The organism is Myxococcus hansupus, from assembly GCF_000280925.3.
Taxonomy (GTDB): Bacteria; Myxococcota; Myxococcia; order Myxococcales; family Myxococcaceae; genus Myxococcus; species Myxococcus hansupus.
Genome location: NZ_CP012109.1, coordinates 1584747 through 1607926, shown reverse-complemented (window position 1 = coordinate 1607926; position 23180 = coordinate 1584747). Strand labels below are relative to the sequence as shown.

20 protein-coding genes are annotated in these 23180 nt (G+C 69.5%); 6 read left to right on the top strand and 14 right to left on the bottom strand.

Annotation, left to right across the window (positions count from 1 at the left end; genetic code table 11):
- Positions 1-127: 127 nt before the first annotated feature.
- The 3 genes from A176_RS06670 to A176_RS06660 all read right to left on the bottom strand — a co-directional run bounded on the left by A176_RS06670 (position 128) and on the right by A176_RS06660 (position 2747).
- Positions 128-526 carry a hypothetical protein gene (locus tag A176_RS06670; RefSeq protein ID WP_044889563.1) on the bottom strand — a complete coding sequence of 133 codons (399 nt, stop codon included), beginning with the start codon at positions 524-526 and terminating at the stop codon, positions 128-130.
- Between the two features lie 41 nt (positions 527-567).
- Positions 568-1674 (bottom strand): cytochrome-c peroxidase, encoded by a 1107-nt coding sequence (locus A176_RS06665; RefSeq protein WP_044889593.1) that lies wholly within the window; start codon positions 1672-1674, stop codon positions 568-570.
- Positions 1675-1853: 179 nt separating this feature from the next.
- Entirely contained in the window at positions 1854-2747 is an 894-nt protein-coding gene (locus tag A176_RS06660; RefSeq protein WP_226994221.1) for a YfiM family lipoprotein, read from the bottom strand.
- A gap of 71 nt (positions 2748-2818) precedes the next feature.
- On the opposite strand from A176_RS06660, the gene A176_RS06655 reads away from it, so the two are divergent.
- The gene (locus A176_RS06655; protein ID WP_002634321.1) at positions 2819-3967 is read left to right on the top strand and encodes an acyltransferase family protein; all 1149 of its coding nucleotides are present in this window, start codon (positions 2819-2821) and stop codon (positions 3965-3967) included.
- Positions 3968-3983: 16 nt separating this feature from the next.
- On the opposite strand, the gene A176_RS06650 is transcribed toward A176_RS06655, so the two are convergent.
- Both A176_RS06650 and A176_RS06645 read right to left on the bottom strand, forming a co-directional pair.
- Positions 3984-4562 carry an FxsA family protein gene (locus A176_RS06650; protein WP_002634323.1) on the bottom strand — a complete coding sequence of 193 codons (579 nt, stop codon included), beginning with the start codon at positions 4560-4562 and terminating at the stop codon, positions 3984-3986.
- 75 nt (positions 4563-4637) lie between these two features.
- Entirely contained in the window at positions 4638-5171 is a 534-nt protein-coding gene (locus A176_RS06645) for a hypothetical protein (RefSeq protein ID WP_044889564.1), read from the bottom strand.
- A 29-nt stretch (positions 5172-5200) separates the two neighbouring features.
- Between A176_RS06645 and A176_RS06640 the strand changes: the two genes are divergently transcribed.
- The 3 genes from A176_RS06640 to A176_RS06630 all read left to right on the top strand — a co-directional run bounded on the left by A176_RS06640 (position 5201) and on the right by A176_RS06630 (position 8331).
- Positions 5201-6502, top strand: coding sequence for a class I SAM-dependent rRNA methyltransferase (locus A176_RS06640; RefSeq protein ID WP_002634325.1), 1302 nt, complete (start codon positions 5201-5203; stop codon positions 6500-6502).
- Between the two features lie 10 nt (positions 6503-6512).
- Positions 6513-7001 carry a YkgJ family cysteine cluster protein gene (locus A176_RS06635; protein WP_002634326.1) on the top strand — a complete coding sequence of 163 codons (489 nt, stop codon included), beginning with the start codon at positions 6513-6515 and terminating at the stop codon, positions 6999-7001.
- A 214-nt stretch (positions 7002-7215) separates the two neighbouring features.
- Positions 7216-8331 (top strand): glycerate kinase, encoded by a 1116-nt coding sequence (locus A176_RS06630; RefSeq protein ID WP_044889596.1) that lies wholly within the window; start codon positions 7216-7218, stop codon positions 8329-8331.
- Positions 8332-8673: 342 nt separating this feature from the next.
- Here the strand turns inward: A176_RS06630 and A176_RS06625 are convergent, their stop codons facing one another.
- From A176_RS06625 to A176_RS40855, 6 genes are all read right to left on the bottom strand, one after another.
- Complete coding sequence (locus A176_RS06625) at positions 8674-9855, bottom strand: hypothetical protein (RefSeq protein WP_002634328.1); 1182 nt, start codon at positions 9853-9855, stop codon at positions 8674-8676.
- A gap of 12 nt (positions 9856-9867) precedes the next feature.
- Positions 9868-11886 (bottom strand): amidohydrolase family protein, encoded by a 2019-nt coding sequence (locus A176_RS06620; RefSeq protein ID WP_002634329.1) that lies wholly within the window; start codon positions 11884-11886, stop codon positions 9868-9870.
- A 48-nt stretch (positions 11887-11934) separates the two neighbouring features.
- Positions 11935-14436 carry a type VI secretion system Vgr family protein gene (tssI, locus tag A176_RS06615; protein ID WP_002634330.1) on the bottom strand — a complete coding sequence of 834 codons (2502 nt, stop codon included), beginning with the start codon at positions 14434-14436 and terminating at the stop codon, positions 11935-11937.
- A gap of 263 nt (positions 14437-14699) precedes the next feature.
- Positions 14700-15677, bottom strand: a complete 978-nt coding sequence (locus A176_RS06610; protein ID WP_002634331.1) for a cysteine hydrolase family protein — start codon at positions 15675-15677, stop codon at positions 14700-14702.
- Between the two features lie 11 nt (positions 15678-15688).
- A complete protein-coding gene (locus A176_RS06605) occupies positions 15689-17134 on the bottom strand; it encodes a nicotinate phosphoribosyltransferase (protein ID WP_002634332.1) in 1446 nt (481 codons plus the stop codon).
- A gap of 545 nt (positions 17135-17679) precedes the next feature.
- Positions 17680-17913: a hypothetical protein gene (locus A176_RS40855; RefSeq protein WP_002634333.1), complete on the bottom strand. Its 234-nt coding sequence runs from the start codon at positions 17911-17913 to the stop codon at positions 17680-17682.
- A 172-nt stretch (positions 17914-18085) separates the two neighbouring features.
- On the opposite strand from A176_RS40855, the gene A176_RS06600 reads away from it, so the two are divergent.
- Complete coding sequence (locus A176_RS06600; RefSeq protein WP_226994220.1) at positions 18086-18928, top strand: energy transducer TonB family protein; 843 nt, start codon at positions 18086-18088, stop codon at positions 18926-18928.
- Between the two features lie 6 nt (positions 18929-18934).
- Here A176_RS06600 and A176_RS06595 read toward each other — a convergent pair whose 3' ends face one another.
- Genes A176_RS06595 through epmA form a run of 3 tightly spaced genes read right to left on the bottom strand, consistent with a single transcriptional unit; the run spans position 18935 to position 21407 of the window.
- Positions 18935-19672, bottom strand: coding sequence for an inorganic pyrophosphatase (locus A176_RS06595; protein ID WP_002634335.1), 738 nt, complete (start codon positions 19670-19672; stop codon positions 18935-18937).
- Complete coding sequence (locus tag A176_RS06590) at positions 19669-20406, bottom strand: lysophospholipid acyltransferase family protein (protein ID WP_002634336.1); 738 nt, start codon at positions 20404-20406, stop codon at positions 19669-19671. The genes A176_RS06595 and A176_RS06590 overlap by 4 nt, the downstream gene beginning before the upstream one ends.
- Positions 20403-21407: an EF-P lysine aminoacylase EpmA gene (gene epmA / locus A176_RS06585; RefSeq protein ID WP_044889597.1), complete on the bottom strand. Its 1005-nt coding sequence runs from the start codon at positions 21405-21407 to the stop codon at positions 20403-20405. The genes A176_RS06590 and epmA overlap by 4 nt, the downstream gene beginning before the upstream one ends.
- 30 nt (positions 21408-21437) lie before the next feature.
- On the opposite strand from epmA, the gene A176_RS06580 reads away from it, so the two are divergent.
- Positions 21438-23180: a hypothetical protein gene (locus A176_RS06580; protein ID WP_002634338.1), complete on the top strand. Its 1743-nt coding sequence runs from the start codon at positions 21438-21440 to the stop codon at positions 23178-23180.

Here is a 23180-nt window from a genome sequence, read left to right as displayed (position 1 = left end):
GAATTGCAATGCGAAGGCCAGAATGACGAACGGCCAACACCCAGGCAGACATGCGTGGGCGTTGGCCGTAAGAGCGCAGCATTTGCGCCGCGCGGGGTGAATCAGCGCAGCATTTACCCGGCGAAACTCACATCGCCGTCGAGGTGAAGACGCCCCGGCCAATGGCCATGATGCCGCCGATGATGAAGACAATGGACACCAGCACGCCCACCAGCGGCAGCACGAAGGCCGGCTGCGGCTTGCGGCGGTTGATGGACAGCGTGGCCTGCGCGACGCCCGCGGCGAGCACCATCATCACGATGTGACCGATGAGCGCCGGGTAGTAGAAGCGCGTCACCAGCACGCCCACGCCCAGGAGCACCTGGAGCTGGAGCAGGCCCGAGTACGCGGAGCCCAGGATGCGCCCCAGCTTGTCGAAGGGCTTCTTGGTGGCGAGCCCGAAAGCGAAGTACGCGAGGGCCAGGATGCCGGCCAGCAGCACCAGATAGCGGAGCCCGGAGTGGGCGTGGAAGAGCATTCGGTCCATGGGCTCCGCTGCTTAGCAACGCTCGGGGCGTCGCGCACGTATCAAGACGGGTCGGCCTTCGGCGTCTTCGCCGTGCTGGGCGGAAGCTCCGGCGCGGAGATGAACTCGGCCGGGGGCAGCTCGCCCGTGAGGCTCTTGAGGAAGGCGACCAGGTCGTCCACCTCGGGGTCCGTCAGCGTGCGCGCGAGCTGGTGCTTCGCCATCAGTCGCACCATCTGCGGCAGCTCCACCACGCTGCCGTCATGCAGGTAGGGGCCCGTCTTCTCCACGTTGAGCAGCGTGGGCACGCGGAACTTGCCCCGGTCATCCTCGCTCTGCGTGGCGTCGAAGCGGCCCGCGTCCTTCAGCCCCGGGTAGTCCTCGATGAGGCCCAGCTTCTGGAAGGACGTCCCGCCCACGGCCGGACCGTTGTGGCAGGTGGTGCAGCCGGTGGTGGCGAAGAGCTGGAGGCCGCGCTGCTCCTGCTCGGTGAGCGCGTCGTGCTTGCCGCCCACGAAGGCGTCGAAGCGCGACTTCGTGACGAGCTTGCGCTCGAAGGCGGCGATGGCGCGCGCGGCGTTGACCATCGTCACCGCCTTCTTGTCGCCCGGGAAGGCCTCGCGGAAGCGCTTCGAGTACTCCGGGATGGAGGTCAGCGTGGCCAGCACGCGCTTCTCGTCCGGCATGGCCATCTCCACCGGATTGAGGATGGGCCCCGTGGCCTGCGCCTCCAGGGTGTCCGCGCGCCCGTCCCAGAACTGCGCGATGTGCCCCGCCGCGTTGTAGACGGTGGGCGAGTTGCGAGTGCCCTTCAGCCCCTTGTGCCCGTCCGACAGCGCCTTGTTGTCCACACCGAAGGTCGTCAGGCCGTGGCAGGAGTTGCAGGACACGTCGTGGTTCTTCGACAGGCGCGGCTCGAAGTAGAGCATGCGGCCCAGCGCCACCTGGGCGTCGGTGTCCTCCGGCGGAGGCGGCGCGTCCTTGCGCGGGGGCAGCGGCTTGAAGAAGTGCGCGAGCTGCTCCGGTGACATCGGCTTGGGCGCGGGCAGCTTCTCCGGCTCCGGGGCGGCCACGGGCGCGGCGGGCGGCGGCGTCCGCTCACACCCCACGAGCGAACCCGCGCCCAGGGCGGACAGCGACAGCAGCGAGACCCACCGATTCCGGAACATGAGGCCCTCCATGGCCGCTCCCATAGCGCGGCGCAAGCTAGCAGCAAGAGGGCCGGGAGAAATGCCGCGACGTGACATCCCCGCACGCCCGCTTTCCGAACCTATCAGCCACCGGGGTGCATCCCCCCTCGGAGAGCACCCGGACAGCCGACGGCGCCTGCGGGATTCCCGACAGCGCGCTACCTCCACGTCTCAGGCGATTGCCGTGCGCCAGCCAACAGGACGGCGGGCGCGCGGACAGCGGCCACCGGGGCATCATCGGGCAGGAGGACCGCCCCGGCGGCGCGCGGTGACGACAACTCCCAGGAGGATGGATGCAGGACGACAGCGTCGGTGGACCGGTGGAGGACGTGGAGGTGCTCGTCTGCCGGAAGTGCCTCGTGAAGGGCGGCGCCCGCTCCGGTGGGATGGACCTGCCGAGATGGCTCCAGGGCACCCTCACCGACCGCGGCCTGGGCGAACACGTCCGCGTGATGCCCTCCGGCTGCATGAACCAGTGCCCGCGCGGCAAGGTCACCGTGCTCGTCACCAGCGCCACCGGCCGGGGTGGCGCCCTGGTGACGGTGGACCCGCGGCTGCAACGCGAGGAGCTGGTACAGCTCGTCGAACGCCAGGCGCGAGGCGAGAGCGCCCCGGACCTCCCCCCCTCCGAGCCCGTGGACGACGCGCACCGGGAGACGACGGAACCCTGAGCCGCGCCGCGCCACCTCCGGCGATGAGGAACCACGGAAGAAGAGCCGGTCCACCGCGTATGACACCGCGAGCCCGGACGCCGTCCCAATCGCGTCCCACGCCAGGTCCTTCGTGGAGAACGTCGTGCCGCGGCCCAGGTCGTACAGCTCCTTGCCCACGCCCACGCCCATCGCGAGCCCGGCGCCCGTGAGCCAGCGCGCATAGGGCTCATCGAAGAGCAGCGCGCCCCCGCCGTAACCCGCGCCCGCGAGGACGAAACACGCGGCGAAGTGCTTGGGCTTGTCGGGCCCGAACCACTCATCTCCGGAGGCCGCGCGCGCGGCGGGAGCAGACAGCACGGCAAGCCACAGGCCGAATGACAGGTATCCAGGCAGGCGCATGTCCCTCCCTGTAGCACCACACGACCCGTCCCGGTGTCCTGTCTCTCCGTGAAGGAGGGCCTGACGCGTTCATGCGTTTTCGAGACGTGGCCCGAGTCACGGCCTATGCTGGAGACCTCGTGAGTCAGCTCGGCCCTTCCTTCACGTTCCAGAAACGAGAGACCCGGCATCCGGGCCTCGACGGCGCCCGCGGGCTCGCCGTGCTGGCGATGGTCGTGGGCCACACGCTGGACGCGCTGCTGGCGCCGGCGGTTCGCGCACACCCTTGGGTCCAGACGTACTGGACCTTCCGCGGCATCACCGCGCCGCTGTTCCTGCTGGTCAGCGGCTGGGCGGTGGTGGCGGCGTTGGGCTCCCGGCCCACCGCGGCGCGGGACACCTACGGGAAGCGGCTGCGCCGCGCGCTCCTGCTCATCTTCCTGGGATACCTCGTGCACTGGCCCGGCTGGTCCGCCGTGCGGCACATGGGGTGGACCGAGAAGATGCTGACGACGGTGCTCACCTTCGACGCGCTCCAGTGCATCGGCTTCGCGTTGCTCTTCGGCGCCACGCTGCTCGCCCTGGCCCCGGTCCGATGGGGCCGCACCGTGGTGCTGGTGGCGTTGGCGGTGGCCCTGCCGCTGGTGTCGTCGACGATGTGGTCCCTGGGTGAAGGACTCCCCGGCCCGCTGCGCCAGTTCATCGGCAGCGGCGGCACCAGCCGCTTCCCCTTCTTCCCCTGGGCCAGCTACTTCTTCGCGGGCGCCCTCGCCGCGCACCTGCTGAATGTGCTGCGCCCGGGCTGGACGCAGGGGCTGGCGCTGGTGGTGCTCGGCGGCGGCCTCATCTGGGTCATGCGCGGTCAGGAGGCCGATTGGGGCCCCTCCAGCGCCTGGCTCGTCGCCTACCGCGTGGGACAGGGTCTGCTGGTGCTCGGCATCGTGAACCTGCTGCCCCAGCGCGTCAGTGGGACGCTGGCCCCCCTGGGCCGCCTGTCGCTGTGGATCTACGTCCTGCACCTGCCCATCGTGTACGGCTGGGCCAGCTACTCGGGCCTGTCCAGCCGCGTGGGTCCCACGCTGGGACTGCTGCCCGCCCTGAGCATTGGCGTGGGCTTGCTCCTGGGATGCGCGCTGGTGGCCCGCATCGGCAGTTGGATACGGGACCAGGCGCGTCCGTGGCGCACCGGCTCCACCACGCTGCAAGCCAGCGTCGGCAGCCTGGGTTCGCGCGGCGGTTGACGCACGCGCGGACGGCTCAGCTCCTCCGGCCGGGGCCCTCTTCCGTGAACTCCGCGTCCACCTCCGCCTGCGGCTCCTGGGGGCGCCGGGCCGGGGCGCCCGCGTCCTCCTCGATGGCGCGGGTGTAGGGCGTGCGAGGCACGGGGCCGCCTGGAAAGGGCCCGCCGACCGAGGTGTGGAAGCCGCCCCCGAAGGCACCACCCCCGAAGGAGGTGACGTGCATCGAGCCGTCCCGCATCTTGCGCTCCAGGGTCCGGCGCACACGCGCGGAGATGAGGCGGCGCACGGGGGGCAGCAGCAACAGCAGGCCCGTCACGTCAGTGATGACGCCGGGGATGATGAGCAGCACGCCGCCCGCCAGCACCAGCACGCCGCTGAGGAGGCCTTCCTCGGGCACCTGGCCTCGCGCCATGGCCTCACGCGCCTGGCGCAGCACCCGCCGACTCTCCCGCCGTGACAGCGCGGCGCCCACCATGCCCGACACCAGCACCCAGGCAAGCGTGGGCAAGGGCCCTATCTGCCGGCCAATGGCCAGGAGCAGATACAGCTCGAGGATGGGCAAGACGATGCAGGTGATGAGCAGAAGTCTGAACACGCTCCCAAGGTAACCCTTCGGGAGTGTGCGTGCTGGAGAACCGGACGGCGCAAGTCCCGGTCCCCCGCCTCCGTGTCAGCGTCCGCCCAACTGGCCCACCATCGAGTCGACCACCAGGTACAGGGCCACCAGGATGCCAATGGCGATGAGCAGGAAGCGCCCGGAGAGCTGGAAGCCCGTGGACGTCGTGGACGACTCCATGGCGTAGCTGCCGGCGCCGAGCGCGTCGGGCATGCCGGCCACCTCGCCCGCATAGCGCGCGGTCCGGACGTACTGCTCCAGCACGCTGGAATCGTCCTGGGTGGTCAGCGGGCGGCCCAACTGGGGGTCCACCAGCCGGGCGCCCGCCTCGGTGGCCAGCTTCACCGCCTCCGCGAGCACCTCGCGGACCAGGTCCGTGCGGTCGGAGAGGGGAACGCGCAGCTCGGTGGCCACGACCTGGCCCCCTTCACGCAGCTCGCCGATTTCGACGTCGCCGTGTTTGAAGGACCACCTGCGCACACCATCCGGCCGGGCGGTCGCGCCCTTCTGGGAAAGGAGGGCATCCACCCGCGCAGCCTCGTAAGGCGTGCCCGGCGTCATCGTCTGGAGGAGCAACTCGTATCTCACGCGGGTTGCGAGTATACGCCGCGAACGCCATGCCCACCTCTTCCAAGCCTCCCCGCCCGCATCGAGGCGCCTCCCGGCCTCCCGCTCCGCCCCAAGGCCGGGGCCGTCCCCACGCCCGCCCCGAGAAGCCCGCCCCGGACCGCACGGAGCCCGAGCTGGGCCCGGATGGACTCCCCCAGGTCTCCTTGCTGCGCCGCGGCGTGGAGCGCTGGCAGGGCGGCCACCCGTGGATCTACCGCGCGGACCTCAACGGCGACCCGGGCCTGGCCGGCGGCGAGGTGGTGCGGGTGACGGACAGCCGGGGCTGGTTCCTGGGCAAGGCCTTCTATTCGAAGCACTCGAAGATTTCCCTGCGCTGGCTCAGCTTCGACGACGTCGCGGTGGACGCCGACTTCTTCCGCGAGCGGCTGTTGGCCGCGGAGAGCCTGCGCAAGCTCGCGCTGCCGGGGGAGAAGACGTACCGGCTGGTGCATGGCGAGGCGGACGGCCTGCCCGGCCTGGTGGTGGACCGCTACGGCGACTTCCTCAGCGCGCAGTTCCTGGTCCCCGCCATGGAGCAGCGCAAGGAGCTCATCGCCGACCTGCTCCAGGCCCAGTTCAACCCGCGCGGCATCATCAACCGCTCCGACGTGGGCGTGCGCAACCTGGAGGGGCTCGTCCCGGAGAAGGGCGTGCTGCGTGGCGAGCGCCCCGGCCCCGTGTCCTTCGACGAGGGCCTGGTGAAGATGCGCGCGGACCTGCTGGAGGGCCAGAAGACGGGCGCCTTCCTGGACCAGCGGGAGAACCACGTCATGGCCTCGCAGTACGCCCACGGCGAGGCGCTGGACTGCTTCTCGTACGTCGGCGGCTTCGCGCTCCAGCTCGCCACGCGGGCCAAGCACGTCACCGCGATTGAAATCTCGGAAGCGGCCTCCGCGCAGCTTCGGGAGAACGCCGAGGCCAACAAGCTGAGCAACCTGGACGTGGTGGTGGCCAACGCCTTCGACTTCCTCCGCGACGCGGTGGACGACGGCAAGCGCTTCGACACCATCGTCCTGGACCCGCCGTCCTTCGCGAAGAACAAGGACGCCATCCCCGCCGCGGTGCGCGGGTACAAGGAAATCAACCTCCGCGCCATGCAGCTCCTGCGGCCCGGCGGCATCCTCATCTCCGCGAGCTGCACGTACCACGTGGACGAACAGGGCTTCGAGGACATGCTCGCCTCCGCCGCCGCGGACGCCCGCCGCCGCGTGCAAATCATCGAGCGCCGTGGCGCCGGCCGGGACCACCCCGTGCTGCTCAACCTGCGCGAGACGCGCTACCTGAAGTGCTTCGTGCTCCGGGTGCTCTGAGGCCACGGCCATGCGGACGCGGGACGACTGGGACGAGGAAGACGACGCCCCCCGAGGCGGCACCCGCGAGCGGGAACGCGCCCTGAAGGAAGTGCGCGCCGTCTACCGCCAGGCGGACGCGGCCTATGCGCCCTACTCCTGCCCGGCCAGCGGCGAGTGCTGCCAGCTCGCCGTCACCCGGCGGCAGCCCTGGCTGTGGCAGCCCGAATGGGAGCTGCTGTCGCGCGGCCGTCCGCTGCCGCCCCCTCGCGCGGATGGGGGCTGCCCCTACCTGGACGCCACCGGCCTGCGCTGCTCGGTGTACGCGGACCGGCCTTTCGGCTGCCGGACCTTCTTCTGCGAGCGCATCCGCGGACCGGCGCGCCAGCCCGCGGAGATGGTGGCCACGCTGCTGGAGCGGCTGGAGCGCGTGTCCCAGCGCGTGGCCCCTTCGCTGAAGGCCCCTCGGCCCCTGCTGGACTGGCATGCGGAGGCTTGGCGCGACGCAGAGAAAACTTGAATTCCAATACTTAAACTCAAGTCTTTGCAGGAATTCACGTCGCAGCGACCTCGTTGAAACATCGAAGTGATGAAACACGCATCACCCCAGGAGTGGGAATGACGCTGGGAGTGGTATGCCAGGGGTGGGGGCTCTCGCAGGTGCAGGACGCGGTATGGGTCCCCTGGCCTTCTGGAGTTCCCTGGACACCTCAGAAAACGCCAAGCCCTTCATCGTGATTTCTCCTCGTTGGCTCGTTGCACCGCAGGAATTCAAGGGAACACTGACCGCCGCGGAGGCCGCCGAAGCCATGGCCCAGGGCCTCCGCGAGTCCTCTCCGGAGGTGGTCCTGGACGTGGCACCGCTGGCGGACGGCGGGCCCGGGACGGTGGACGCGCTCCTCACCGGGCTGCGGGGTGAACGTCACTCGCTCGTGGTGCGGGGGCCGCTCGGCGCGCCAGTGGAAGCCCACTGGGCGCTCGTGGAGAACGGCCGCACCGCGGTGGTGGAGATGGCCGCAGCCTCCGGCCTGTCGCTGCTGCCGCCCGAGTCCCGCGACGCGCGGAACGCGTCCACCTACGGCACGGGCGAGCTGATGCGCGCGGCCCTGGAGTCGGGCTGCGAGCGGCTGATTGTCGGGCTGGGTGGCAGCGCCACCACGGACGCGGGCACGGGCGCGCTCAGTGCGCTGGGCTTCCGCTTCCTGGACGCGGCGGGGCAGCCGCTGCCCCCAGGTGGCGCGGCGTTGGCTCGGCTCGCCACGGTGGATGCGAGCGCGCGGCATCCACGGCTGGGCGCGGTGGAGCTGCTGGGTGCAACGGATGTCACGTCGCCGCTGCTGGGGCCAGATGGCGCCGCGCGGCTCTTCGGTCCGCAGAAAGGCGCGGACGCGGCGGATGTCGAGGCGCTGGAAGCGGCGCTGGCGCATGTGGCCGGGGTGCTGGGTGAGACATCGGCGGGCTGGCCCGGTGCAGGGGCCGCGGGTGGATTCGGCTTTGGGTTGTTGGCGCTCGCTGGGGCGCGGCTGGTTCCTGGCTATGAGCTGGTGTCGCGTGCGCTCGGGCTGGAGCGGCGCGTGCTGATGGCGGACGTGGTGCTCACGGGCGAGGGGCGCTTCGACCGGCAGACGTCGCTGGGCAAGGGGCCGGGTGGCATCGCCCGGCTCGCGCGCGAGCACGGCACGCCGGTGGTGCTCTTCGCCGGGCAGGTGCGCCGCGACGAGGGCCTGGAGTTGGACCTGTTCCACGAGGTGGTGGAGCTGGCCTCACAGGCACGCCCCGGTGAAGACGCCGCGACGACACTGTGCGAGGCCGCGGCGCGATGGGCGGCACAGCGCCTCAAGGCGCGCTGAGCGGAGCCGCCGCGCGAGGGGCGCTTGAGCGGCTCACGGTGGGCCGCCCAGCGCATCGATGCGCGCTGAGCCGCGCCCATACGACGTGTCGCTTAGCGATGGGACTTGGGCGACTCGCGCCGCCCTGCACCTCAAGGCGCGCTGACCCGTGCGCCCATTACGACGTGTCGCTTAGCGATAGACACTTGAGCGGCTCGCGACGGGACGCGCTGCACATCAAGGCACGCTGAGCTGAACCTCCGCGCGAGGCGCGCTTGAGCGGCTCGCGATGGCCGCCCTGCACCTCAAGGCGCGCTGAACGGAGCCTCCGCGCGCGTCGCGGCGCGCCGGACCGCACGGCGATTACTTGCCGTCCGGCTTGGTCGACGCGGGCGGCTTCGCGGGCGCGGCACCTGCCAGCTTCCACTGCACCAGCGTGTCCTTCGTCCCGTCGTACATGACGAGCGACGTCGCGCCTCCTGTCCACAGCAGCGCCGCGCCGGACTCCGGCACGGGCCCCAACGCCAGAGGCGGCTTCAGGGCAGCGGCCACCTGCTGCACGTACAGGTGCGGGTTCTTCCCCGACGCATCCGTCACGCGGTAGTGAACCCAGTCGTGCTCGGGCGACAACGCCCCCAGGCTCAACGACTCGCCCGAGGCATAACGCGCCACCCGCGCCGTCACCGCCGAGCCTTCCCACGACACCCGCCAGATGCCCGGCTCCTCGGGCGGCGGCTTCCCTTCCTCCCGCTTGGGCACCGCGTCCCGGCCCAGCGCCACCAGCGCCACTGGCAGCGAGTGATGCAGCCGCAACGACTGCACCGTCAAGCCATCCACCAACAGCTTGCGCAGCGCGAGCGCCAGCGGGTGCTCCGGCTGCGGCTTGCCCAAATCAGGCCCATACAGCTCCAGCGGCGCGCCGGGCCGCTGCACCGCAATCAGCCCCGCGCCCGCGTCCCACTTCACCGCGCCGACGACGGAGCCCAGCTCCAGCATGCCCAGTTGCGCGCGCTTGTCGCCATTCAGGCGCCACGTGCGCAGCCGAAAGTCGATGCGGTCCTCAGTGAGGAAGTTCGTGGTGTCCTCCAGCTCCACCGCCAACACGGGCGGCTCGGTGGACACCCACCCGCCACGAGAAGCCACCTCCTCCAACGTGCCCGCCAGGGACCACGTCTTGGCCTGCTGCCACTTCAAGTCGTAGATGACCAGCCGCCGCGTCTGCAGATACGCAAGCTGCGTGGGCGACGGCGGAAGCAGCGGGTGCAGCTCGCCACCGGACGCCTGCTCCAGATACTCATCATCCAGCTCGATGCGGCGGACCTCGTTGCCCTCGATTTTCAGCCGCCACAGCTTGTCGTCCAGGGTGATGACGGCCACCGAGTCCGGCTCGGGGATGGCCGTGAGCAGCGCCACCTTGTTCCACGGGAAGGGCGAGCGCAGGCGGCTGGGCGCGGCGGGCCCAGGCATGCCGGGCGTCAACAGGAGCGGGTCCTTGCTCCCGGGCGCGGCGCCTCCGGCTTGATTCGGCGTGGGCTTGGAATCCATGAACGGGCGCTCCTACTTCGGCTTCGAAGAAGCGGTGTAGTGAATCGGGCCGCTGGCCAATCCGCCGGCCTTGTCGAGCTGCTCCAGGGGACTCTGCAGCCGCATCAGCGTCGTGAAGTTGTCCTCGAGCAGGTCCACCGGCGTGCCCTTGATGTCCAGGCGGCCCTGGAGCGTCTTCAGCCCCTCCTTCATCTTCGGGGCGACCTCCATCAACCGGTAGAAGCGCGTCGGATTGACGGTGGCGAACTGGGTGAAGAGGTTCACCTGTGTGGGGAGCTCCTTCTGGATGAACTCCAGGCCACGCAGCGTACGGCTGTACCAGTCCGCATAGGCCACGGGCTCGGCGGTGATCATGTACCAGTCGGTGCCGAACATGACCTTCTTCAACATCCACGGGTGCTTCTTGAGGATGTCAGCGAGCAGCTTCCACTTCTCGCCATCCATCAAGTCCAGGTACGAGATGTCCGTGTAGAAGTTCTCGTACTCGTTGCACAGCTCGATGATGGAGCCAATCCAACTCTTGTCGTAGACAATCTTCTGCCCGTCCGTGGTGACGGTCAGCCCCTTGCGCCAGTTCCAGAAGCTCCCGTCGCTGGCGAAGTGCGCCAGACACAGCCGCAGCTTCGGGTGCGACTTGAGCAGCGGCCGCCACGCCTCCGGGTGCACGTAGTTCTCGTAGAAGTAGCGCATCCGGCCCGGGTTCAGCACCGCCTCGCGCGCTTCAATCGCATCCTCGATGGCGCCCTTCGCGCGGCGGACGTTCAGCGGGATGTTCCGCCTCACCCAACTGTCCTCCACCTCCTTGAGGTGCTCGCGCGCCTGGTAGATGGCCTTGTCCGCGGCCTCGAGCTTCTCCCGGTCGGGCGCGTACTTCGCGTCCTTGCGGATGGCCTCGTCCGGCTCGTTGTCCAGGTAGAAGCGCCGCTCGTGCGTGTAGAAACCCGCTGGGGTGCAGTGGGTCATGATGGGGATGTCCTTCTTCTCGCACTCCCCGAAGAACCAGCTCAGGACGCCCTTCACCTGCGAGTGCCGCTCCACGGGCATGTAGCCCTGCGGCGAATACATCTTGAAGCCCAGGAAGGGCGCGGCCTGCGAGGCCGTCACCACCTTGGAGAAGGGGGTCTCCTTCTTGGCGCTCTTGATGTAGCGGCGAGGCTCGAAGTGATACATCGGCAGCAGCCGGAAGGGGTTCTCCGCCGCGGCGCGCGCGGTGTGCAGCATCTGCCGCGTCCACGTCTCGTGGAGGTCCACTTCCGAGGAGCTGGCGACGATCTTCTCGCCCTCCTTGTGCGAATCCGTGCGCCACCGGTAGGTGATTCGCGGGCCGTCCTCGGTCGACTCGGTGCTGTAGACAGGCTCGCCCTGGTAGCCATCCAGGTGGCAGTAATCCATGTCCATGGTGAGCACCACGGACATGCCCAGGTAGGACTTGCGCGCCTCGTAGTGCCCCTTCGAGGAAGGATAGCTGCGGAAGGTCGCGGGGACCTCGTACGTCGTCGCGCCGCCCATCCCGGTGGCCGCGACCCTGATTTCGTCCACCACGAGGCTGTTGCTCAGCCGCACCGCCTCCTGCCCGATGCGCAACGTGGTGCGGTGCGACAGGTCACCAATCTCTGGCGCGAGCCCGAACGGCACGCGCGCCACCCACCAGCCCAGGCGGTTGACGGCGGTGCGGCTGGTGCCCGTGTCGATGGCCCACCCCAGCCCCTTGTCCTTCATCATCTGGACGATGGCGGGCATGGGCGTGCAGTTGCCGCTCATGATGTGCATGTGCGCGTCGAAGTGGACGGGCGGCAGCACCAGGGGCCTTCCCGACGTGGCGATGAGGGCCTGCGGCCCTCCGGCGGAGATGTTGTTCTCCGGCAGGTCCGGGATGAGGACCCGGTCATCCGCCTTGATTTCGTTCGCGCCGCGCGTGGCGCGCAAGGCGCCGTTGTCCGGATGCTCGTAGATGAGCTTCCATTCCTTGAACCCGTACTTCTGGGCAATCGCGTCGGGAGAGTCCCCGTCCTTGACGACGTACGTTTCCATCGTTGGCCTATCCGATTTGGCGCGTGTGCCCGCGCGGGCCGTTCCGCCTCAGGAACCCTTGTTGATGCGGCCTGACATCTCCGGAAAGACGACGCGGTAGTCGCCGGGTGGCACCTTCTCCACCACCGCCTTCCCGCTCCCGTCCACGTTGCCCTTCTTGATGCTGCCGTCGGGCATGTGCAGCTCGAAGGGCTGATCCTTCACGGGCTTGCCGTTGATGTCCTTGAGGGTGAACTCGACGTTGAGGGGGTCCGGGTCCTTCAAGTGCTCCAGCTCCTCGGCCTTGCGCTTGTCGCTCTTGAGCGAACCCGCCGCCTCCATCTTCACCTTCGCGCCCTTGATCTTCACTTCCTTGCCGTCGACGGTGAGCGTCTTGAGCGCGAACGTCACCTTGCCGGACTTCTCCATCTTGAGGATGAGGTTGTCCCCGACGATGAGCGAGAAGGTGTCCGCCTTCAGCTCGAACTTCTTGGACAGGCCGGCCATGACGTCGGTGACGAAGATGCCCGTCTTCTTGCCGATGTCCTCGTCCCAGTCCTTGCCAATGGTCAACGTGAGCTGGCCCTTGGTCCGCAGGTCCCACCCGCCGCCCACGTCCACCGTCTTGTCCTTGGCCACCGTCTCCTGCCGCACGCCCAGCACGTGCTCGGTGTGCGCCGCGCCGACTTGCAGCGCCCGCGCCCCGCCCGTGGCCTCGTTGTAGGCCAGCGCCACGTTGACGCTGTAGGCACCGCCAATGGTGGTGGCCTTCGCCGCGCCCACGTTCTCCATGGCGCCCTGGAGCACCAGCCCGGTGAGGTTGCCGCCCACCGTCATCACCTGGTTGCCCTCCACCTCCTCGGAGTGGGACTGCGTCGTCGTGGAGGAGCGGTTGCCCTGCACCAGGAGCGTCTGGTTCTTCTCCACGATGCTCACGTCGTCCGCGCCCACGCGGAGCTCCTGGTTGCCCTCCACCGTGCGCTTGCGGTCCTTCTTCACCAGCAGGTCCTCGTAGCCCCGCACCTGCTGGTCCTTGTCGTTCTCCGTCAGCAGGTCTTCGTCCTTCTGCGCGTGCGTGAAGACCTCTTCCTGGCCCGTGGCGTCCTCCACCCGGACCTCGTTGAAGCCGTCGCTGCCCAGGCTGGAGGCGCTCTTGCGCGTGGACTTCGTCTTCTCGCCGGGCAGGCCGTACGGCACCGTGTTGGCGCCGTTGTAGACGGCCCCCGCCACCAGCGGACGGTCCGGGTCACCCTCCAGGAAGCGCACCACCACCTCCTGGCCGATGCGCGGCAGCCACACGTCACCCCAGGCGGGGCCGCCCCAGGGCTGCCCCACGCGGACCCAGCACGACGCCTTGTCGTCGCGCTTGCCCGCTCGGTCCCAGTGGAACTGCACCTTGATGCGCCCGTGCCCGTCGGTGTGAATCTCCTCACCCGCGGGTCCCACCACCGTGGCCGTCTGCGGGCCGGCGATCTGCGGCAGCGGCGTCAGACGCCGGGGGCGATAGGGCACGGCCTTGGGCAGCAACTGATACTGATTGCGGTAGACGCCCTGGAGCGCCTCGCTGTCCGGCGTGACTTCCGGCTGCGTGCCGGAGTGCGTCACCTCGGTGACCAGGTACTCCCCCGCGAAGGTGCCGTCCTCCGGGGCCTGCACTTCCAACAGGAAGCCCGGCGTCAGGCGCGGCGCCACGCCCTGCCCCGACAACGTCCGCCCGCCCATGCTGGCCGCTTCGGAGCGGACGTTCGACGTGGCCTTGCCCACGCCCGGCTCCACGTAACCCGCCGGGTACTCGTAGAGCTCCAGCGCGGTGACTCCCTCGGGGGCATTCGCCTTGCCGGAGATGTCCAGGCTGGGCTTCTCGAAGTCGAAGTCCTTCACGTGCACGGCGCCGGGCCGCAGGCGATGCACCAGCTCCAGCGAGGAGAGGTACTCCCCGTCCACCACTTCCTTGCCCAGGTGGGGGCGCAGCGGAAGCCGCGCGCCCTGCGGCAGCGGCGCATGCGCGCTGGGCTTGTCGCCCAGCACCAGCGTGTGCCCGTCTTCGGAGTGCTCGAAGAAGTAGAAGATGCCTTCCCACTCCATCAACCGGCTGATGAAGGCGAAGTCGCTCTCGCGGTACTGCACGCAGTAGTCACGGGACGCATAGGTTCCCGACAGCGCCTGCCGCGTCTTCACGCCCGCTTCGCCCAGGACGTCCTTGAGGATTTCCGGCACGGACTTGTGCTGGAAGATGCGGCTGCGGTGCTGCTGCGTGAGGCGCCACAGCTTGGGCACCACGTGCGCGCGGTAGCGGCGGCGGCCCGTCTTCATCCCCAGCGACTCCACCTCCCGGACCCAGCCGTGCACCTGGCGAGGCGCGCTGTCGCGGATGGAGATGGTGAGGAGCGCGTCCTTGCCCACCAGTTCGGTGGTGTCGAGGGGTTCGCCATCGCGAGCGAAGAAGTCCACCCGGAAGTCGAAGAGGTGGCTCAACGCCTCGGTGCCTGAGACGCCCGTGACGAAGAGAGCGTCGACGCCGTGTGCCCCGACCTGCACCTTGAACGCGGACGGATTGATAGAAGCGGCCATGACTCCCCCTTCACCGACGCGGAGGTCCCAGCCTCGCCGGGAACGAACGGGGAATGCTAACACACGCTGCGTACGTGGGCGTACCCACCCGGCAATCGTTTCCACGTCCCGCGTCCAGCGCCTCCACCCTAGCACTCCAGGGTGCCCCGAGGGACGCTGGAGCCCTCCTGGGCTCAAGGCAGTGAGGCCGCAGGGCGACGACGCCCTGCTGGCTTTCGCCGCCGCCAGGACCCTCCAGGTCCGTCGAGCAGCTTCACCCGTCGCTACGTGCCGACGTCCACTCCGTCCGTGGTCCGCACCACCCGCATGCCCGCCGCCTGGAACTCGCTGAGCGCCTCGCGCGCCAGCCGGGGGAAGTCCAGCGAGGGCGGCAGCGGCTCCAACGGGGGCGCGGGCACCGGGCTCATCGCGTCCTCCAGGATGTAGACGCGCCCCATCTTCGAGGGGTCCGTCCGCTCGATGTGACGGCGCAGGTCCAGCAGCGTGTTGAGCACGCAGTGCGAGCTGGCCTGCCCGAACACGTAGACGCGGTCGAAGGACATCAGGTGGTCGAAGAGGCGCGTGTTGAACGCCCCCACCGTCTGCCCCTTCACCTCCGTCACCTCGGGCGACAGCACGGAGTAGTTCTCCGTGAGCGGGTGCTCGCCCTTGAGTTCGAAGTGCGTGGGCACGTCGCGGACCAGCGCGTGGAAGAGGCTCGCCTCGAACATGGACGGCACCAGCGCGTGGCTCAAACCGCCGAGCATCGCGTGGAAGGGCCAGACGGTGAGCACGTACCGGCCGCTCGCCTCGAGTTGCTCGCAGTAGGCGAGGCTCTCCTCGTGGAAGCGCGTGGCCCGCCACCGACCCGACCGCACGTCCCCCGCGGTGATGGCCGTCAGCGGCGGAGGCGGACGGCCCTCCGCGTCTCGCCACCAGGAGGGGTGAAAGACGTGGAACGCCCGGTGGGTGTCCAGCGAGAAGACCAGCTCCGTCACGCGGTCCAGGTTCGCGTAGAGCCAGCGCAACGTGCGCTGCGTGTCCTCCACCGCGCCGGGCACGAAGAGACTGGCGCCCGGCGTGCAGAACGCCACCTGCACGTCGATGCCGAACGCGGCCACCCGCACCGCGTCCTCACGCGCGGGACGGATGCGGTGCTCGGCCGCGTAACGGAGGGCCTCCTCGGCCACCTCCGCTCCGCGCTCCAGGTGGAGCTGACTGACGCGGGCTTCGTCGTGGAAACGGGGGATGGGCAAGCGCATGTCGGCCTCGCTCAGCGCTGCTGCTGGGGGAAGTGTCGCCGGTGCAGGTCGTCCACCAGCGCCTGGGTCGCGGCGGTGTAGGCGACTCGGGCCTCCTTGGCCGACTCCAACGCGCCCACCAGCGACGGCGCTTCCGGCGCGCTCTCCATGAGGGGGAAGTAACCGTCCGGGACGGCCTCCCCCAACTGCCCGACGAGCCCGATGGGCCCCGAGCCATGACGGCGGCGGAAGAGGACGGGCTCGCCCGGGATGCTCTTCTTGCCCTCGGCCAGTTCGTTGCCGAACTTCATCACCGGCGTGTTGCCCGTGCGCGACAGCTTGTAGATGGCGGCCACGCGGTCTCGCGTCAGCGGGCAGTCCATGGTCCGCGCGACGATGTGCCCGCCGTAACCGTAGAACTGCGCGGACGGCTCCCAGCCCACCTGCCGGCGCAGCGCCTCGAACTCCCGCGTGGCCTCCGCGTCCAGACCGTCCTCGAGGATGTTCACCGGACGAATCCCGATGTCGCGCGCCAGCGTCACCGCGTAGAGGTACTGGAGCTTCTTGTTGCCGGAGTCGAAGCGGATGGAGTCGTTGTTGCCCGGCTCCTCGCGGATGAGCTGGAAGGCCGCGGGGATGCCGGAGGTGAGCGTGTCGAAGGTGTCCAGCAGGTAGCTGGAGCGCTGGGGCCGCCGCTCGCGCATGGCCCGGAAGGCCGCGTCGTCCGAGCCATACCGCTGGATGTGCTCGTGGCCCATGGTGCCCACGGGAATCATCCCCAGCTTGGCCGCGCCCTCCACGTTGCTGGTGCGCGTGACGCCGGCGTCCTTGCAGCTTCGCAGCGCCAGCTCGTGCTGCTCCAGACAGGTGGCGGCGCGCAGGCCCACCTCGAAGATGCGCGCCGGGTCCTCGACGATGTCCACCAGCTCCTTCACGGTGGCCGTCACACGCTTCGCGTAGCCCTCCGAATCCACCGTGATGGACACCCCCTTCACGCCCACCGCGTCGAGCGTCTCCAGGGCAATGGCCTTCTGCTCTTCGCAGGTGACGGTGGCGAGCGCACGGGCCAGGGCGTCGCGGTCGGACAGCCCCAGCGTGGCGACCTGGATGCGGAAGTTGAGCTGGAGCAGCAAGGGCTCCATCCACGACACCAGGGCGGACGGGCCGCTGATGGTGAGGATGGGCTCGCGGGGATAGAAGAGCGCGCCCTTGGGAATGGCGCGGATGCTGAGTTTCTCACGGCGGAGGATGGCCGCCTTGAAGCCCACGCCCATCTCGTAGTCGTACCGGCTGAGGTAATCGTAGTCCTCGGCCTTGGGCTCGGGGATGAGCGACTGGACGAAAGCCGCCACATCGAGCGGCATCACCTGCAGACCGCCCCTGCGGTGCGAGTAGTAGAATGTTTCCCGGCGGAGGGGCCAGCCCGCTTCCGCCATGCTGAACTTGTAGCCATCCGTCGCGAGCAGCGAGGTCGCCATCCTTGGGTCCTTCCTCCGATGCCGCGAAGAGTAAACGCGTCGGGGTTGCGTTTCCTATCCTCCCCTTCGGATTCCCAGGGCGTGACGAGAAAGCGGGGTTAAATGGAGGCGCATGCCTTCCTCGCCCACCCCACGCCTGCTGACCGCGCTCGTCGCCAGCCTGGGCGTCCATGGGCTCCTCTGGCTGGTACTGGAGGGAGGGGAGCGTGTTTCGCCCCCGCCCCCGCCCGCCCCGGTGGCGGCCCTCGAATGGGTCGATGTGGAGGTGGCGACCCCGCCGGAGTCTCGCGAGCAAGCGCAGGCCGATACAGCGCCGGTGGCCCAGGCGGCGCCCGAGCCTGATTCACGGACGCGCGACGCGGCACCCACGCCCAAGGAGGCCCCGCGACAGGCCGCAGATTCAGCACCCACACCCGAGGCGCCCGCACGCGACACAGCGTCGCAACCGACAGGTCCGCTGCCCGATGCGCTCGCGCGCGACACGGCGCCCGAACCGGAGAAGGTTCCGCCGGAGCCCCCGCGCTCGCGCGCGGCCCAACGCCGACTCAGTCACAGCCCACGTCCGAGTCACTCGCACGCGACGACACGGAGCCTCCAGCGACGGAGGCGCTGTCCGAGCCACCCGCACGCGACACGGAGCCCCCAGCGACGGAGGCACTGTCCGAGTCACCCGCACGCGACACGGAGCCGCCAGCGACGGAGGTACCGTCCGAGCCACTCGCACGCGACACGAAGCCTCCAGCGACGGAGGTACCGTCCGAGCCACTCGCACGCGACACGAAGCCTCCAGCGACGGAGGCACTATCCGAGCCGCTCGCACGCGACACGGAGCCTCCAGCGACGGAGGCACTATCCGAGCCGCTCGCACGCGACACGAAGCCTCCAGCGACGGAGGCACTATCCGAGCCGCTCGCACGCGACACCGCGCCCACGGTGTCTCAGCCGGCCCCCATGGACATCCCACGGGTGGAGCCGCGGCCCTCCGACATTCCGGTCGCGGGCTCACGGCTGCTGCTCGCGGCCCGGCAGCTCACGCCCCTGTCGAACGGAGCGCAGGGGCCGGTGGCCGAGCTCGACGCGGGCGTCGCGGACCGCCACGCCTCCCCTTCCACCCAGGCCCTGGTGGAGGACATCGTGTCGGAGAGCGTCGGCCGGGGCCGGGTGGACCGTGGCCTCGTGCATCCGTACTACGGCCAGCTCGGCAAGGCGTTGATGAAGGCGTGGGACGCCGATCGCTCCGTGAAGGAGCACGGCCTCCAGGGCTACTTCGACATGGGCATGGAGCGCGGCCGGGCATACTCGCGCGTCTGGATGGAGCGTGCCGCGGACTACGGCGCTTCGGGCTCGTTCGCCGCGAAGAACGGCCCAGGGGAAGACCGGCGCAGGCCCATCACCACCGCCGGGGACCCCACGCTCAACGCCCGCCGGGAGATGCGGCAGCAGATGCGGCAGGAGTTCCGCACCACGCGCCGGGCCCTCATCCGCGTCGTCCAGGATGCGCAGGGGCAGCTCCTCGACGTGCAGCTCCTGGAGCCCAGCCACCAGCCCGAGGTCGACAAGGAGGCCATCAAGGACGTGCGCACCGCGGCGGAGAAGCTGCCACCGCCACCCGCCGAAGCCGTGGGCGGCAGGGCCCGCATCAGCAGCGTCTGGGAGTTCGAGCTGATCATCTCCATCAGCCCGCCCATCCCCACCTTCAGCTTCGAGTTCGATGAAGCGCTCGGCTTCATCGACACCCGGCTCCCACTGGACCGCCGCATCTACAAGCGCGTGCGGCTGGTCGAGGTCCGCTGAGTCCGCTCAGGACGCGCGGGACTTGCGCGCCGCCTTCGCCTTGGCCTTCGAGGGCTTGGCGATCTTCGCCTCCACCGCCGCGCCGCGCACGCGCGTTTTGCGCGCCTGCGTCGTGATTTGCGGCCCGTAGATGCGCTCGTAGTCCTTCATGCTGCGCTTGATGACCTCGATCGCCTCCGGCTGGTCGTAGACCTCGGCGATCTCCACGCTGCGCTTCCCCTCGCCCGGAATCTGCTTGTACGTGAGGAAGTAGTGCTTCAGCCGGTCGAGCAGCGCGCGCGGAAGCTGCGCGATGTGCTGCAGCTCGCCGTACACGAGGTCGGACTCCAACACGGCGATGATCTTGTCGTCGGCCTCGTCGCCGTCGACCATCCGGAAGCCGCCGATGGGAATCGCGCGCACCAGCAGATTGCCGTTGGAGATGACCTTCTCCGTCAGCACGCAGATGTCCATCGCGTCGCCGTCGCCCTTGATGTCCTTGCGGCCCGTGCGCTCCGCGCAGCGCTTCGCCACCAGCTCGTCGCAGTACGTCTGCGGGATGAAGCCGTAGAGCGTGGGGCACTGGCTGCTGAAGCGCTGCGGGCGGTCCAGCTTGAGGATGCCGGACTCCTTGTCCAGCTCGTACTTCACCGCGTCCGTGGGGACGATTTCGATGTACGCGGTGACGATTTCGGGGGCGTCCTCACCCGGGGTGATGCCGTGCCACGGGTGGGCCTGGGACGTCGTCTGAATGGGCTTCTTCATGGAGTGTCTCCCGAGCGCCTGCACGCCTCGGCATAGAGTTCTGCGACCGCGTCCTCGAGCTGGCGCGTGAGCGCGTCGCGGTCCTGCATCGTCAGCCCCTGGGTGGGGATGGGCTTGCCCACCATCAGCGTCACCCGCTGCCCCCACCGCACCGCCCTGCCCCCCTTGGGGAGGATGAGCCGCGTCCCCGACACGGCCAGGGGCACCACCGGAACACCGGCTTGAATGGCGAGCGTCGCGGCGCCCTTCTTGAACGGCCGCAGCCGCCCATCCGTGCTGCGGGTGCCCTCCGCGAAGAAGAGGACGCTCACCCGCTCACGCAGCGCCGTGACGGCCTCGGACAAGCGGGCCCTGTCTCCGCTACCGCCCGTGCGCTCCACCGGGATGTTGCCCGCGCGCCGGAGCGCCGGGCCGAAGACGGGGATGCGGAACAGCTCCGCCTTCGCCACGTAGCGCGTGTGCTTGCGGATGTGGGCGAAGTTCACCAGCGCGTCGTAGTGCGACTGGTGGTTGCTCACGAAGACGACGTTCGTGTCCTCGGGCACGTTCTCCAGTCCCACCGCCTCGTGACGCACCCCGGCCGACCCCAGCACCGACCGACCCCACAGCGTCAGCAGGCCGTCCGCGTCCTTGGCGTCTCGCAGCGACAGCGCGGACACCAGGGGAGAAATCACCCCGGTGATGCCCACCGCGGCCGTGCCAGCGAACGCCGTCTGCAGGAGTTTGCGAATCAAACGAACTCGTGGGCGGGGAAGAGGAGCACGTCCGAGATGCGCTGGACCCCGAGCAGCAGCATCAGGATTCTATCGAGCCCCACGGCGATTCCCGCCGAGGGGGGCATTCGGCCTACCGCGTCAAGGAACCGCTCGTCCAGTGGGTACACGGACCGACCCAGTTGGCGCCTGAGCTCCTGTTCTTCCATCAATCGGGTCCGCTGCTCCACCGGGTCGGTCAGCTCGGAGAAGCCGTTCGCCAGCTCCAACCCCTTGGCGTACAGCTCCACCCGCTCCGCCACCGTGGAATCCCCGGGCTTCAGCCGTGACAAGGCCGCCATGGACGCCGGGTATTCAATCAGGAAGGTCGGCCGCTCGTGGCCCAACCCCGTCTCCACCTTCTGGAGGAAGAGGTGGAAGAAGACGTCGTCGAAGCTCTGCGCGTCCCCGGTGCGCACCCCAGCCGCCTCCGCCGCCCGCTTGAGGGACGGACCGTCCGAATGTAGACGGATGTCCACCCCGGTGGCCCGCAGCACCGCGTCACGCACCGTCAGGCGCTCGTAGGGCGTCCGGGTGAAGAAGGCGGGGTCGGCCCCGGGCTCCCCTTCGGTGGCGCTTCGGCCCGCCTCGGCCAGCGCGCCCTCCAAGTCGTCCATGATGGCGTGGTAGTCCGCCTGGGGCCGGTAGAACTCCAACATCGTGAATTCCGGATTGTGCGTCGGTGAAACCTCGCCGTTCCGGAACACCTTGCAGAGCTGGAACAAAGGCCCGGCACCGTCCGCGAGCAGCCGCTTCATGGCGTACTCGGGGCTGGTGTGCAGGTAGAGCGTCCGCGCGGAGCCCACATCCGTCTCCGGGATGAAGCCGGCCTCGAACGCGTTGATGTGCGGTTCCATCCCCGGGGTGGGGATGAGCAGGGGCGTCTCCACCTCCAGGTAACCGTGGGCGGCGAAGAAACGTCGCAGGGCGGAGTAGAGGGACTGACGTCCCCGGGCGGCCCGCCATTGAGAAAGATTGGGCATGGGCAGCGCGCAAGTAACATGAGGAGCCACATGCACCCAAGGATTCCCCTGCTGCTGGCCTTCGCCTGCTGCCTCAGCGCCTGCCCCAAGGGCCCGCCCAACGATGGGCGGCAGTCCCTCACCGAAAAGCAGCAACTCCAAGCGGACGTCGGCGCCATGGCCACGAAGGCCGAGGCCCTGTTGGAGAACCAGAGCCGCCTGGTGTGGGGCTTCTGGACGGAGGGCAAGCACGTGGACGTCGCCGGGACGTACACGGGCCACGAGGCGCTCTTCACCGTCGAGAGCATCCGCCGCATCGACCGGCTGCGGAACCTCACCGACGACGCCCGCGAGGTGCGCGCCCTCACCGCGCTGCACTCGCACTTCGCCGGGGAGTACCTCTCCCATGCACTGGCGGAGTTCAACGACGCGGCGGCGAACCTGGAGGCGTCCCTCACCTTCACGGTGGACGGGAAGGAGCTGCGCTACCGCGACCTGGAGCGGCTGCTCGCCAACGAGCGCACGGCGGCGCGCAGGCGCGCCATGTACACTGCGGCCACGCCCGCCATCGAGCGGCTCAACCAGACGCTGCGCCGGCGCGAGGAGCGCGCGGAGGAGCTGGTGCGCGAGCTCGGCTTCGACTCCTACGAGGCCTTTGGCAGCGAGCTGCGCCAGTCGGACCTGGGCCGCCTGAGCGTGCTGGCGGAGGAGATCCTCCAGGCCACGCAGGCCCCCTACCGCGTGGTGATGGAGCGCCTGAGCCAGCGCGAGCTGGGCATGCCCTTCAAGGACATCACCCGCGCGGACATCCCCCGCCTGTTCCGCGCCCGCGAGGTGGAGGACGCCTTCCCCAAGGGTGAGTCCCTGCTCAAGGCCCACGGGACGCTGTCGGGCATGAACCTGGACCTGTCCGAGCTGACCAACGTCACCATCGACGCCCGCGAGCTGAAGGGGAAGAGCTCACGCCCCCTGGCGCTGGCGGTGAAGGTGCCCTCGGACGTGCGCATCTCCTTCAGGCCGGGCACGGGCGTGCTGCACCAGGCGCGCGTGCTGCACGAGTTCGGGCACGCGCTGCACGCGGCCTTCACGAAGGAGACGCGCTTCGAGCTGGCGCGGCTGGGCAACCCCACCGTCGGCGAGGCCTACTCCGCCCTCTTCGAGGACCTGCTGGAGGACCCGGTGTGGCTGGAGGAGCACGCGGGCGTCAGCGGCGAGCAGCGCTCGCAGTACCTGGCCACCTCCAGCGCGCACAAGCTGTACCTCATCCGCCGCGCCGCGGGCCGCCTGCTCTACCAGTTGGAGCTGCACCGCCGCGTGGAGGCGGACCCGAAGGCGCTGTACCGCGAAATCATGTCGCGCTCCGACGACATCCCGCTCAAGGACGTGGACGTGGAGCGCTACCTCGTGGACCAGGAGGACTTCTTCCAGTCCGCGGACAGCTTCCGCGCGTGGTTCCTGGCCGGACAGCTCCAGGCGCAGCTCAAGGCGCGCTTCGGGCCGGCCTGGTGGCGTGCGCCGCAGGCGGGTGACTTCCTCAAGGGCCTGTGGGCGAAGGGCAATGCCCTCTCCGCGCGAGAAGTGGCCCAGGCCATTGGCGAGAAGGGCATCGAGCCCGACGTGCTGCTGCTGCGGCTGGGCACCACGCTCCAGGTGCCCATGAAGCTCAACCTGGAAGGCGTGGAGGACGCCATCCTCCCCGCCGCGCCGGGATTGGAGGACTTCACCCAGCCCCCGCCCGCGCCGGGGCTGGAGGAGTTCAGCGCGCCGCAAACCCCGCCGGCCCCCAAGCCCTGA

Coding starts and splice junctions, on each gene's coding strand:
- A176_RS06620 (WP_002634329.1), bottom strand. CDS start 11,886: ATGGAAACGTACGTCGTCAAGGACGGGGACTCTCCCGACGCGATTGCC.
- A176_RS06610 (WP_002634331.1), bottom strand. CDS start 15,677: ATGCGCTTGCCCATCCCCCGTTTCCACGACGAAGCCCGCGTCAGTCAG.
- A176_RS06655 (WP_002634321.1), top strand. CDS start 2,819: ATGCGTTTTCGAGACGTGGCCCGAGTCACGGCCTATGCTGGAGACCTC.
- A176_RS06635 (WP_002634326.1), top strand. CDS start 6,513: ATGCGGACGCGGGACGACTGGGACGAGGAAGACGACGCCCCCCGAGGC.
- A176_RS06580 (WP_002634338.1), top strand. CDS start 21,438: ATGCACCCAAGGATTCCCCTGCTGCTGGCCTTCGCCTGCTGCCTCAGC.
- A176_RS06640 (WP_002634325.1), top strand. CDS start 5,201: ATGCCCACCTCTTCCAAGCCTCCCCGCCCGCATCGAGGCGCCTCCCGG.
- A176_RS06660 (WP_226994221.1), bottom strand. CDS start 2,747: ATGCGCCTGCCTGGATACCTGTCATTCGGCCTGTGGCTTGCCGTGCTG.
- A176_RS06605 (WP_002634332.1), bottom strand. CDS start 17,134: ATGGCGACCTCGCTGCTCGCGACGGATGGCTACAAGTTCAGCATGGCG.
- A176_RS06665 (WP_044889593.1), bottom strand. CDS start 1,674: ATGTTCCGGAATCGGTGGGTCTCGCTGCTGTCGCTGTCCGCCCTGGGC.
- A176_RS06625 (WP_002634328.1), bottom strand. CDS start 9,855: ATGGATTCCAAGCCCACGCCGAATCAAGCCGGAGGCGCCGCGCCCGGG.
- A176_RS06600 (WP_226994220.1), top strand. CDS start 18,086: ATGGACATCCCACGGGTGGAGCCGCGGCCCTCCGACATTCCGGTCGCG.
- A176_RS06670 (WP_044889563.1), bottom strand. CDS start 526: ATGGACCGAATGCTCTTCCACGCCCACTCCGGGCTCCGCTATCTGGTG.
- tssI (WP_002634330.1), bottom strand. CDS start 14,436: ATGGCCGCTTCTATCAATCCGTCCGCGTTCAAGGTGCAGGTCGGGGCA.
- A176_RS06595 (WP_002634335.1), bottom strand. CDS start 19,672: ATGAAGAAGCCCATTCAGACGACGTCCCAGGCCCACCCGTGGCACGGC.
- epmA (WP_044889597.1), bottom strand. CDS start 21,407: ATGCCCAATCTTTCTCAATGGCGGGCCGCCCGGGGACGTCAGTCCCTC.